The following is a 13216-nucleotide window of genomic DNA, read 5'->3' on the forward strand; positions in this document are numbered from 1 at the left end:
GCATCTTGACTAATTTACATGTTATTTTGATTGTGGGAGCGGAATGCGCCAGGAGAAAAGCATAAAGCGAAAAGCGGAAAGCAAAAAGCTATTGTAGCGGACCACCAACGCGATTTAATATTCGCCAGGATCATCCGCTACAATAGCTCTTTGCTTTCCGCTTTAAGCTTTAAGCTTTAAACTTTAAGCTTTACAGCGTAGTGCAGTTTAAAGAGCAAACAGTCGGACAGATATGTCCGCAACTGGAATTGCTTAATAACTGGTTAGGCTGTGCAGGGGTAGCATTTGCGGCAGCATTGAGCTTAGCAATTTTAATCACTCCCAGCTGCATTTTTTTTGAGGTGTGCTGTTTCATTGGTGGCAATTTTTTAAGTTAACAATAACCGAATTTAATCACCCCGAATGAAAACTATTCATCTCCCCCCATAAATCCCTGTTTTACGGGATGCACTCAGCGGCTGCTACCACAAGAAAAATTGCTTATTTTCAGCATACCGGGCGATCGTCCGCTTTTCAACAAACGTTGTTCATAAGCGAACATTTTGTGGTTGTCGAAAATCTGTAACCTACAGATACAAAACACTTTACGGGAGTGGCAACTTTCTTGCTATCCCGATGCAAACTATTCTGGCATGTTACAAAGTCATACTAAAGTCGCCTGGAGGAATCTCCTGAAAAATAAAACCTTTTCGCTGATCAATATAGCCGGACTGTCTATCGGTATGGCGGTAACGATGCTGATTGGGTTATGGCTTTATGATGAACTTACTTTCAACAAGCACCACGAACATTATAACCGTATTGTTGCCATCAAGCAAAATCAAACCTTCAATGGCGTTACTGGAACACAAAGTGCGGTTCCTTACCTATTGGGCGATGAGATCCGTGATAAATACGGCAGCGACTTTAAATACATCTCCATGGCTTCCTGGCCCTACGACCACCTCCTGAAATACAACAACCAGGGCATTTTCAAAACGGGTAATTATTTCGAACCGGATTTCCCGGAGATGTTAAGTCTCCATATGCTGAAAGGTACCAGAACCGGGCTAAAAGATCCGCACTCCATCCTGCTGTCCGCTTCCGCTGCGAAGGCATTATTCGGTGATACCGAGCCACTGGATCAACTGGTTAAATTAGATGGAGGCACAGACGTAAAAGTCAGCGGGGTATATGAAGATCTCCCTTATAATTCTGACTTTCATGATCTGGCTTTTATGGTCCCCTGGGAATTGATGTTGAGCACTGAAACCTGGATCCGGGAGATGGAAAATCCGTGGCGGTCCAACTTCACACAAGCCTATGCCCAGCTGGCTGATAATGCCGACCTGGAAAAGGTGTCGGCAAAAATAAAAGATGTAAAACTGCGTAAAGTACGGGCCGAGGATGCAGCCTTTAAGCCGGAAATCTTCCTGCAGCCGATGAGTGAATGGCATCTGTATGACGCCTGGAAAGATGGGAAAAATATAGGCGGCAGGATCCAGTTTGTATGGCTTTTTGGTATTATAGGTGTCTTTGTACTGTTATTGGCCTGTATCAACTTTATGAACCTCAGTACTGCCCGTTCAGAAAAGCGGGCAAAGGAAGTGGGCATCCGGAAGGCGATTGGCTCTATCCGAAGTCAGTTGGTGGCGCAGTTCCTCAGCGAGTCGATGATCATCGCCATCATCGGATTGATGCTGGCGCTGGTACTGGTACAAGTGAGTTTACCGGCCTTTAACAACATGGCTGATAAAAGAGTAAGTATTCCATTTACCCACCCGCTGTTCTGGCTGGCGGCACTGGGCATTACCCTATTTACCGGTTTGCTGGCTGGTAGTTATCCAGCACTCTACTTATCGTCTTTTGAACCAGTAAAAGTATTAAAAGGCACTTTCCGGGCAGGCCGGCTGGCGGCTATTCCACGCAAAACGATGGTAGTGGTACAATTTGCGGTATCTGTTATCCTGATCATAGGCACCGTGGTGGTATTCAAACAAATCAAGTTTGCGCAAAGCAGACCTACTGCCTATAGCCGCGAGGGACTGATCACCATTCCTGTTAGAAACGAGGAATTGGCAAAAAACTATGAACCTATCCGCCAGGAGTTGATCACATCGGGCGCCATTACTGATATGACATTTTCTTCGGGTTCTACTACAGAAATCAATGCTGTTAATAATGGGTACACCTGGAAAGGCATGCTGCCCGGCACGCAGGGGAACTTTAACGCCGTAACGGTTTCCCATGATTACGGGAAAACAATTAACTGGCAGGTCCTGGATGGCCGCGATTTTTCCAGGACTTATGCCTCAGATACTACCGCTATGATCCTGAATGAATCGGCCGCCAAGTTCATGGGCTTCAAAAATCCTGTTGGCGAAATTGTGAAAGTAAATGGCAAACCATTTACAGTGATTGGCGTAATAAAAGATATGGTGATGGAATCGCCCTATCGCCCGGTATTCCGTACTGCATTTACACTGGATTACAACACCAAGCAAAATCTCACTGCCCGGCTTAATCCTGCTAAACAAACCAGCGCCGCGCTGGCACAGGTAGAAGACGTATTGAAAAAATATAATCCCGGCGTTCCTTTCCTGTATCATTTTGTAGACAATGTTTATGCAGGCAAATTCGATACAGAGCGCCGGATTGGTAAACTGTCCAGTTTCTTTGCCGTACTCGCTATCTTCATCAGCTGCCTCGGATTATTTGGTATGGCGTCTTTTATGGCAGAACAACGCGTAAAAGAAGTAGGCGTACGTAAGGTAATGGGCGCTTCTGTATTTAATTTATGGCGCCTGATGACAAAAGATTTTGTGCAGCTGGTACTCATTGCGCTGGTAATTGCCGTACCGGTGGCTTATTACTTTATGAGCGACTGGCTGAAAAATTTTGAGTACCGCACAGACATTTCCTGGTGGCTCATCCTGAGCACCTGTGGCGGTGCGCTGCTCATTGCGCTGCTAACCGTCAGCTATCAATCGATAAGGGCAGCGCTGATGAATCCCGTAAAATCGTTACGATCAGAGTAAGTATTTATCTCTATAAATAATAAAAAAGGACAAACCTCGTGGTTTGTCCTTTTCTGTCTTAAAAAGCAACCTCATTATTTCTTCACCAGCTCCGGCTGCATGTGCCGGTCGCGGTTCATTACCCGGCTGATGAGAATCACACTGATCAGCATACAGGCCGCCCCAATGAGGAAGTGTATTCCCGGGAAATAGAAGGGCGCTTTATCTGTAGTAAAGTACGAGAATGTGCTGTTCATGATCAATGGACCGATTACAGAAGCGAGGCTCATCAGGCTGGTTAAAGCGCCTTGCAGCTCGCCCTGCTGGTTTGCGGGCGCATGACTTGAAATCACGGATTGCAGGGATGGTCCGCAAATACCACCCAGGCAATAAGGCACCAGGAATACGAACATCATCCAGCCTTGCGAAGCAAAGGCAAAGAGTATTAATCCGAATGTGTAGAGACATAAACCGATGTAGATACTCTTTTCATTCCCGATCTTCGGGTTGATGACCCTGGTTAATCCCGCTTGTACAGCGCCTACCAGTACGCCTACTACTGCCAGGGAAATACCCACCATTTGTTCACTCCAGTGAAAACGATAGATGGTAAAGAAGTTCCAGTTACCCTGCACAGACTGTGCTCCCAGGTAAATCAGGAAAAAGCTGAGCGCCAGGCCACCGATTTCAGGATGGGAAGTTAAAAACTTGAGGGAGCCGAAAGGGTTCGCTCTCTTCCACTCAAATGGACGGCGGTTTTCTTTACTCAGGGATTCGGGCAACAGGAAGTAGCCGTACAGGCAGTTGAGTAAACACAATGCCGCCGCCGCGTAAAACGGCGCACGGATACCCCACTTTGCTAGCAGGGCGCCCAATGCAGGCCCCAGTACAAAGCCCAGCCCAAAGGCTGCGCCAATTAACCCGAAGTTCTTCGCTTTCGTGGTTTCATCGGTACTTACATCCGCGATGTAGGCAGAAGCCGTAGTAAAGCTGGCGCCGGTAATACCGGCAATTACACGGCCTACAAACAACCATCCAAAAGATGGGGCCAGGGCCAGGATGACATAGTCTATACCAAAACCGAATAATGATAACAACAATACCGGACGACGGCCATACTTGTCGCTCAGGTTACCCACCACCGGAGCAAATGAAAATTGCATGATAGCAAAAACTGATAATAACATAGCGCCATACGGACTGGCCTGATTTACCGGGATGCCTTTCAGTTGGGCAATCAGGTCGGCCATGACAGGAATAATTAATCCCCATCCCATTATATCTATCAACAATGTGATAAAAATAAAGCTCATGGCGGCCTTCTTCGATGTTTGCATAAAATTTGGAGATTTACGGGTTTGGCTGTTTAGATACTAATAACGATACAATAATGGTTTCCCTCCACCACTGAAGAATCCATTATCGAAATTAGCAGTACATTCTTCTTTCTTAAAATGTGTTTAGGTTAGCATACGGACATTATCGGTAAAAGCACCAGTTCCACCGGTAAAAACGGCAAACAACAAAAATAAGAAAAACCAGGAAATCCTTGATGGCTGGGCTAAATAGTTGTTATAACATTTTTATTTTTTCCTGTTCACCAGCAAAATTACCGGCAAAATAATAGCCCCCCGCCTACAACAGAGGGCTGTTAACAATAAACCGGATCCTGTAAAATAAATCATTTTAATTTATACACTTCTGTACCGGCCAGCAGGAAACAACCCAATCCATAATCCTCGAAGTCGGGTACTTTATCGAAAGTCACCGGCTGACCATCTTTGGGCTCTTTACCCGTTCCCTGTACATATCCGAGGCGGCCATTGGTATCCACACATTGGGTCGACAATGTTTTCCAGGCCCTGGTAATAGCCGGCAGATATTCATTGCGGGGTAATAATCCATGGTTAATGCCCCAGGCCATGCCGTATACAAAAAGCGCGGTGCCTGTCAATTCCAGTCCACCGTAATCGCCGGGATCCTTTAAACTTACGTTCCAGGCACCATCAGTGCGTTGTAGCGACAATAACGCAGCCAGCATATCACGATAATCCCGGAGATATTCCCCGTAGTGAGGATCACTGGCGGGCAATAATTCCAGCGTGCGCACCAGCGCCGCCACCACCCAGCCATTCCCCCGGCTCCAATAACAAGGCTTACCAGCCGAGGTAGTATACGGAGGTACAAAGTCCTTGTCGCGCCACCACAAATGATCGGCGGCATTGTATAATCCCTTCTCTCCATGGTGGTATTTCGTATAGGCATACATGGTATACATACGGTTAAAATAGCTGCTGTCCTTATACACTATCCCCAGCCGGGCATATACCGGCATCGCCATTTGCAGGGCATCAATCCACCACCAGTCGTCCACTTTTGAAGAGGCTTTCATGTTGTCCATTGCCGCCTTGATATCGCGGATCCGCTCATCCTTTTTGTCTAACAGGTACAGGTCGATATAAGTTTGTCCGCAACATTGGTTATCCGCATTCCTCACGGAGGAACCACCCCATAAACCCCACTGGTGGCTGTTGCCCCAGGATACGGCATAGTCATAATACGCCGGCTGCCGGTCTATGCCATACAGCGCCATCAGCCCTTCATAGTAAACCGCCCGGGTCCAAAGGTTGGAAGGCCGTTCCTTATTGGTAAAGGTAGGCTTACCGGGATCCGGCCACTTTTGCATAAAATACTGATTGGCTAATTGCAACTGTGATAAAATCGCTTTACGCGGCGGCAGCTGCTGTGCAAATACCAACTGGCTAAAAAGGCAAAAAACAATGTACCCGTATCTCATCTGGCTATTGGTTATTATTAACGTGGAATGGACAGAATATACAACTTCTGTTTAACTGTCAATTTAACAATTAAATATAAGCTATGCAATAACCGGGAATATTTTATTTCTTTAGCAGGCGATTGTTGATGATTTTCTCCATCACTGCTTCTTTCTGATACTTGCTCACCGGCACCTGGTGCGGACCTACATGCAGGATGTTGCCTTCGATAGCGGTGATACATTTCATATTCACGAGGTATGACTTATGTGGCTGAATAAACTGCCGGGGGGGCAACATATCTAACACCGACTTCAGGGTCGCATGGGTGATCATCTTTTTGTCGGTGGTATATACCGCCACATAATTTTCCAGGGCTTCCACCAGCAGGATCTCGTCATACAACACTTTTTCGAGGCGGTTGTCTGTCTTAATAAAAACATAGGGGGGTAAGGAAGTATCCTGGCTGGCAAAATAATCATATGCCTTATTAGCTGCCTTTAAAAAACGTTCAAACGAAATCGGTTTTAGCAGGTAGTCCAGTACGTCCAGTTCAAACCCTTGCATGGCGTACCTCTCATAGGCAGTAGTAAAAATAACGCGGGGAGGATTTGGGAAATTCTTAAGGAATTCAACACCAGAAATATAAGGCATTTCTATATCGAGAAACAACAGGTCCACAGGTTGTTGCTTTAGCACGGTATTCAGTTGTACGGCATCTTCGCAAATGGCCACCACTTCCAGGAACCCGGTTTTCTCTGCATATCCCTGTAGCCCTTTCCATGCCAGGGGTTCGTCGTCAGTAATGACACATCGGATGCTTATGTTACTCATCAGCGTAAAGTAAGTTTTAATGCGGCCACGAAAGTATTGTCTTGTATCTGGGTTGTCAGCGTATGTTTATCAGGGTACAACAGCTCCAGCCGGCGTTTCAGATTTTCCAACCCGATACCACCAGTCTTAGCTCCCGGAACATGCGCTGGTATGTCGTTGCTAACGGAAAAAAGTATCCCATCATCTGCCTGTTGCATGGCAATATTCACCTTGAAGTGGCCGCCAGCATACTTAAACGCATTTTCCGCCAACGGGAGGAAAAGTAAAGGGTATACCTGCTGACTCCCCAGCTGTTCATCAAAATGTACAGACAATTGCAGCTTTGAAGAAGACCGGATCTGCTGCAAGTCGATAAAATGCCGGAGGTATTGTATCTCGCTGCTGATATCCACCATCTCCTGCTGATCGTAAAGCTGGTAGCGTAATAGCTCCGCAAACCGCTCCACCGTTTTTTTGGCAGCTGCCACATCTTCATCCATCTGGAAGTAAATGGTGTTTAAAGCATTGAAGAGAAAATGCGGATGATACTGCGCTTTCAGGAACTTCAACTCTGTGGCCAACTTGTCGTTGGTAATTTTTTCCAGCTGCAGCCGGTTCTGCACATAGGCCTGCAAATATCCATTACTGCGCCGGAAACCGTAATAGATGAGGGCATACAATAACGGGATCACATTAATATCTGCCAGGTCGAACCATTGCAAACCGTCATCTGTGAGTGCTGCTAATGGCGTTAGGAATAAGTTCTGTATCACGATACTCAGTAAAAAGGTAGCCCCCAGCTCCCTGGCAATTCTTCCGGTGGTAAAATTGGATTGCCATTTTTTGTCAAAATAACGCAACAAGACATTGAGTAGCCATAAGAAGAGATAAGCGACCAGGATACTCATGCCCACCTCTGTGATGTTGAGCCGGAGCGGACGATGCCAGAACCGCATCCCGGAAAGGCTGTCCGTGAGCAGCCGGATCGTGTAATATACCAATGCGCCGTAAATGGCCGGGAAAATATATCTCCAGAAAATTTTCATACTATCAGTAAGTTACAACTATTTAAGCGCCGATAGTTAAAACTGGTGGGGTATTGACCACTACGGCATTTTCTTCAATGGGTTTCTTTTGTGGCAGCGGCTTCATTCCAAATAACAAGCGCATAACAGCATATGGCCGGATAAACAAATGGAAGATAGTCATGCTGATGAAAAATGTGACCACTACCGTAAAAAGGTATTTCATACCTATACCATCGGATACCTGTACCAGGTAATAGGTCAATACAACGATCACTGTTTGATGTAATATATAAAACGGGTATACGGCCTCGTTCACATAGCCTAACACGCGGCTGGGCTTATTGAGGTATTTCTTCCCGTAACCAATGGCGGTAAATACCCACATCCAGGCGCACACTGCATGTATGGCTACTGCCAGGTACCTCATCCCCATGGGAAAGCCCGGCAAAAAGTGGATAGCGTCCAGGTGATTCCAGCGCAGGTAGTCGATAAATACCAGGCTAACAAAGCCAATGGCGAGCGATAAACGGCGATTGCGTTCCAGGCTGTTCATCAACACCGGGCAGGCAATGCACAGGAAGCCTGCCAGCAGGAATAGCAAATAATAAGGCGCATACAGGTAATCGTGTACCAGGTCGCCCGTTGCACGATACTTAAACACCAACGAAGCATACAATACTACGCTGGGCAGCATTAACAGGTATACCCGCGCCCCTTTGGCCAACAGGGTACACCGTTGTAAAAACCGTTGCCCGCCCGGCTTGCCCAGCCATACAAAAAGTGGGGCGCAAACAATATCATATACCAGCAGGTAGCATATAAACCACAGGTGATGCCAGCTCATATTGCCTTTGGGATATACGCCGGTGCTAAACATTTCTCCGTAAAAATGCCAGAAATTGCCTTTATATCCCTGGGTAAGCCTTTCCAGGTATACCTGCGGCGGTACAATGACTAGTATTCCCAGTAACAGCGGGATGAACAGGCGGCGGAAACGCAGGCCCAGGAAGCCGCCACCGGTTCTATGCTGCAGCATATAATAGCTGACCGTACCGGAAATAAAGAAAAGTAGGGGCATGCGGAAGCGGTGCAGGAAATCATTCATTTCCAACAGCACATGGCTGGTATCGGGATTCTTGATATGCCATTCCCAGTAGGCCACATAAGGCATGGCCGAATGGAAAAACAATACGCCAATGATGGCGATAATGCGAAGCCAGTCGAGGTAAGTTTGTCGGGAAGAGGTTTGCATGATGATAATTTTCTACAAACCTATCCCCCTGCCGCCCGGTGGAAAAAGATATTTGACGGATGGACAGTTTTTGTTGGTCAATAGACAAATCATACCCAGGCGGGCGCCTGGTAAATACGCTGAATAATATCATCCATGGGTGTTTCTGGCGCCAGGGCGCCCCAGGTGATATTCCTGTCGGCCGAAAGCCGGGCCTGGCAGAATGCCTGCGCTACGGGCGCAGGGGCAATGCGGATCAACTCAATGGCCTGCATGGTCAGGGCCATTTTCTCTACAATAGCGCGGGCATTGTATTCCAGGTAAGCCGGCTGCGCCAGCAGCTGTTGTAGCTGCCCCAGCTGTTTATCTAAGCGGGGATCCTGTCCCTGTGCTTTCGTATAGTAATTCATGAGCGCTTCCAGGCTCCTGGGTTCCTTGTGCATAGACCGGAGCACATCCAATGCCTGGATATTGCCCGAGCCTTCCCAGATGGCATTTACGGGGACATCGCGGTATAAACGCGGGAGTATCGATTCCTCCACATAGCCATTGCCGCCCAGGCATTCCACGGCCTCCCCCAGCGCCAGTACCGCCCTTTTGGTATTCCAGAATTTACCGATAGCAGTGGCGATGCGTGTGAAATAAATCGCTTCTTCATTTTGCACCGCGTCGTCGAAGCCTGCTGCCAGCCGCATAGCCAAAGTGGTAGCGGCTTCCGACTCCAGGCACAGGTCGGCCACCACGTTTTTCATGAGTGGTTGTCCGATCAATTTTTTCCCGAAAGCACTTCTGTGATTACAATGATGAATAACTTCTGTTAAGGCGCGCTGTAGGGTGGCTGCAGAGCCTACCGCACAATCCAGGCGGGTATGCCGCACCATTTCCATGATGCTGGCCACTCCCCTGCCTTCTTCCCCGATCATCTTTCCCCAGGCAGCATGAAATTCTACTTCTGCGGAGGCGTTGGATTTATTGCCCAGTTTGTCTTTCAGCCGTTGGAAATAGAGCTTGTTTTTTTCTCCTGTTGGCGTAAACCGCGGCACCAGGAAGCAGCTCAGCCCTTTGCTTGTTTGGGCCAGCACCAGGAAGGCATCGCTCATAGGCGCACTGCAAAACCATTTGCGGCCGGTAATTTTATAACTGCCATCACCCGCCGGCAGGGCAAAAGTAATATTAGCCCGCACATCGCTGCCTCCTTGCGGTTCGGTCATGGCCATGCCGAAGGTGACGCCCTTTTTTTCGAAATAAGGAAGGTGTCGCTCGTCGTAGGTATTGGATAATACCAGGGGTAGCCATTCCTTTGCGATGTCGCCGGCTATCTTCAGCGAGGGTACTGCAGCAAATGTCATGGTAAGCGGACAGCTGCTGCCTTCGTCGATTTGCTGCTTCAGGTAAGCCAGCAGGCTGTGTGCCACGTAGGCGCCGGGCAGCTCCGTCCAGGCAATGGAATGAAATCCGTACCGGATGGCTACGGTCATCATTTCGTGGTAAGCGGGATGGTATTCTACCACGTCGAGGCGATTACCGGAGCGATCGTGGGTTTTTAATACTGGCCCATATTTATTAGCCAGTTCCCCTGCCTGTATCATTTGCCGGCTGCCCATAACCGCGCCAAAAGCAGCGCCCAGCTCCAACGCCCAGCCACCGCCGTAGGCCTTCACCGCCTGCTGTAAGGCGGCATGGGTGGTAAAAGAATTGTAGTCGGCCAATACAGGCGCCTGGTTCAGCGAAGTCTGGAAATCAAAATCGTAGGGCAACATAGTCGTATGTTTTGGCTATCTAAATTTAACGAAATAAGGCATTGCGTTTATCCTGCAAAACGATTAACATTGCAGCCACCTGCTGACAAGGTAAAATGACTTAACATGAAAAGTATTTATTCCACGTTCATGGCCTGCCTGTTAACCATGCAGCTATTTGCCAATACGATCAATATTGCCGATATGGGCGCCAAAGGAGATGGTAAAACGGATAATACAACGATTATTCAGCGCGCAATCGAAGCGGGGGTAAATGGCAACATCATTATCCCTGCCGGCACTTTTATCACCGGGCCTCTCTTCCTAACTTCCAACGTCAGTATTTACCTGGAAAACGGCGCTACCCTGGCTGGTAGCACCAACCTGGCCACCTATCGCAAAGTGTTTGCCGGCAACGCTAAAGGGCAGCTGCCGGCATTGATTTACGGCAATAATATCGAAAACGTGACGATCTATGGACAAGGTACCCTGGATGGACAAGGCGGGCACCCTAACTTCCAACTGGGCGATGACAGCAAAAGCGGTGCGGTACGGCCTATTCTCATTTATATCGAAAACAGCCGGCATATCAGCATCCGGGATATCAACATCCGCAACTCCGCTTACTGGGTGCAGAAATATGCCAGCTGCGATGGCGTAGTGCTCAGGGGCCTGAATATATATAGTCACTGTAATTTCAATAACGATGGTATCGATATCAATGGCAGCAAAAACGTGATCATCTCAGATTGCCTGATCGACAGCGATGATGACGCGCTCTGTTTCAAAAGCGACCATACCTTATGTGAAAACATGGTAGTATCCAACTGCGTGATACGCAGCAACTGTAACGCCATCAAGTTCGGTACCGGCTCCGCCAGCGGTTTCAAAAATATTACGGTATCCAACTGTGTGATCCACAAAGCAAGCGAGGAAAAGCGCCGCCACTGGAAACAAGCCTTTCCCTGGATGAAGATCACACAGGATACTACGGTCATTACCGGCATTGCGCTGGAAGTGGTAGATGGCGGCGTAATGGACCAGGTAATCGTATCCAACATTACCATGCAGGATGTGCAAACACCTGTCTTTATACGGCTGGGCGACCGTAGCCGCAAAGTAACGCAGGCAGTGAGTGTGCTGAAAAATGTATCTATTCATGACGTTATCGCCACCAGTGAAAGCGCATTAACGTCGGCTATTACCGGCATACCTGGCAGTTATATAGAGCATGTATCCATCAGCAACGTGCAGATCAGTGCTCCCGGCGGTGTTGATAAAGCGGAAGAAGTGACCGCTGTGCCAGAGAATATTGCGGCATACCCGGAAAACCGGATGTTTGGTAATATTTTACCAGCGGCTGCTTTCTATGTACGGCACGTAAAAAATATTACGTTTGATAATATCTGCGTTACCACCCGGCAACCCGACAGCCGTCCGGCTTTCCGGCTGGAAGACGTGAGCGGAGCAGAGTTTAGCCGTTGCCGGCTGAATGGCCAGGCCGCCACCGCCCCTTAAATAATAGCCGGAGGCATATCCTGCTTATATGCCTCCCCTGCTTTTTCCAGCTTATACCGGATCGCCCGGCGCAGCTTTTCCGGCGCCAGCACCCGCATCCCATCACCAAAACCCAATATCTCTCTTTGCAATTCCAGGTTGTGTGCCACCCGAATGGAGATGGTAATGCTATCCTTATCTTTCGCAATCACCTGCTGACTGTGGTGTAACGGTTTGGTAATCACGTAGGGCGCATGTTCGGCGGTTACGACTATAATCACCTCCTCCGGAGGTAATTCCATTACACTGGGACCAATGGTATGCTCATAGTACGTTTCCGGCGTATGGCCGTTTTTGTTAGGGAGATATAATACGGCTTCATTGATGCTTACCGCCACAATCCTGTCCAGGGCCAGCGTAGTAACAGCAGGACTATTATCCCGGGTGCCCACTACAAACCAGCGGTTTTTGAACTCTTTCAGCCACCAGGCGTGAAACAGCATTTTAGTGGAGGTCTGGGCTTTGAACGACTGGTACTGTAGTTCCAGTACCTGCTCCTTAATAATGGCTTCATATACCAGGTGCAGGTGTTCCAGTCCCTTGAGATGTTCGTTTTTCTCAAAGTCAATGACCGTTTTCTGGTCATGGGCAGAAGCGTATACATGTCCTTCCAGCTTTTGTACCACTTCATTCAGGTGCTTGAAATGGGAAAAGCCTTTAAACTGTTTCAGTACTTCCACCGCTTCCGTCATCCTCAACAGGTCGTTATCACTCAGGGGAATGTTGGTAATGCTGTAGTCTGCGTCTTCATAGGTATAATATTTCTTTTCTACAATAATAATGGGAGCATTATATCCCAACTTGTCGCTGCGCATCATTTGTATATCCGCCTGTAAGGTTCTGCGGCTGATGCCTTTGTCGATGCCTTCATAATCATACAGGGCTTCCGATACTTTGTCGATCAGGTTAGCTAATGTCCAGCGCCGGCGGCGGTTTCTAAGGCAGGCGTCGATGGTTTTATAACGGATTAATGCATTGCGGTTAACAGGCATCTCAAAAAAATTTTCCTAAAAATATAAAAAAAACAGAAGTGCGCAAAAACATTGCGCACATGTACTGGCATCTTTGTATCATC

Annotated in this window: 10 protein-coding genes; 2 read left to right on the forward strand and 8 right to left on the reverse strand. The window is 47.9% G+C overall.

The genetic code is table 11. The features are described 5' to 3' along the window. Positions 1-190: 190 nt before the first annotated feature. The gene (locus tag HGH90_RS06100; protein WP_168767565.1) at positions 191-355 is read right to left on the reverse strand and encodes a hypothetical protein; all 165 of its coding nucleotides are present in this window, start codon (positions 353-355) and stop codon (positions 191-193) included. Positions 356-632: 277 nt separating this feature from the next. Between HGH90_RS06100 and HGH90_RS06105 the strand changes: the two genes are divergently transcribed. Continuing rightward, complete coding sequence (locus tag HGH90_RS06105) at positions 633-3017, forward strand: ABC transporter permease (RefSeq protein WP_169190649.1); 2385 nt, start codon at positions 633-635, stop codon at positions 3015-3017. Between the two features lie 74 nt (positions 3018-3091). Here the strand turns inward: HGH90_RS06105 and HGH90_RS06110 are convergent, their stop codons facing one another. The 6 genes from HGH90_RS06110 to HGH90_RS06135 all read right to left on the reverse strand — a co-directional run bounded on the left by HGH90_RS06110 (position 3092) and on the right by HGH90_RS06135 (position 10605). Next, positions 3092-4333, reverse strand: coding sequence for a TCR/Tet family MFS transporter (locus HGH90_RS06110; protein ID WP_168767563.1), 1242 nt, complete (start codon positions 4331-4333; stop codon positions 3092-3094). Between the two features lie 344 nt (positions 4334-4677). Continuing rightward, positions 4678-5793, reverse strand: a complete 1116-nt coding sequence (locus tag HGH90_RS06115) for a glycoside hydrolase family 88 protein (RefSeq protein ID WP_168767562.1) — start codon at positions 5791-5793, stop codon at positions 4678-4680. Positions 5794-5896: 103 nt separating this feature from the next. Then, on the reverse strand, positions 5897-6607 hold the full coding sequence (locus tag HGH90_RS06120; protein WP_211172581.1) for a LytR/AlgR family response regulator transcription factor: 711 nt from the start codon (positions 6605-6607) through the stop codon (positions 5897-5899). Beyond that, entirely contained in the window at positions 6607-7632 is a 1026-nt protein-coding gene (locus HGH90_RS06125; protein WP_168767561.1) for a sensor histidine kinase, read from the reverse strand. Before HGH90_RS06125 ends, HGH90_RS06120 begins: the two co-directional genes overlap by 1 nt. A 22-nt stretch (positions 7633-7654) precedes the next feature. Then, the gene (locus HGH90_RS06130; protein ID WP_168767560.1) at positions 7655-8866 is read right to left on the reverse strand and encodes an acyltransferase family protein; all 1212 of its coding nucleotides are present in this window, start codon (positions 8864-8866) and stop codon (positions 7655-7657) included. A gap of 89 nt (positions 8867-8955) precedes the next feature. Next, entirely contained in the window at positions 8956-10605 is a 1650-nt protein-coding gene (locus tag HGH90_RS06135; RefSeq protein WP_169190650.1) for an acyl-CoA dehydrogenase family protein, read from the reverse strand. A gap of 105 nt (positions 10606-10710) precedes the next feature. Here HGH90_RS06135 and HGH90_RS06140 point away from each other — a divergent pair, with 105 nt between their 5' ends. Then, on the forward strand, positions 10711-12102 hold the full coding sequence (locus HGH90_RS06140) for a glycoside hydrolase family 28 protein (protein ID WP_168767558.1): 1392 nt from the start codon (positions 10711-10713) through the stop codon (positions 12100-12102). Here HGH90_RS06140 and HGH90_RS06145 read toward each other — a convergent pair. Continuing rightward, a complete protein-coding gene (locus HGH90_RS06145; protein WP_168767557.1) occupies positions 12099-13133 on the reverse strand; it encodes a helix-turn-helix transcriptional regulator in 1035 nt (344 codons plus the stop codon). The two genes, HGH90_RS06140 and HGH90_RS06145, sit on opposite strands and share 4 nt — an antisense overlap. Positions 13134-13216 lie beyond the last annotated feature (83 nt).

The organism is Chitinophaga sp. Ak27 (assembly GCF_012726295.1).
GTDB lineage: Bacteria > Bacteroidota > Bacteroidia > Chitinophagales > Chitinophagaceae > Chitinophaga.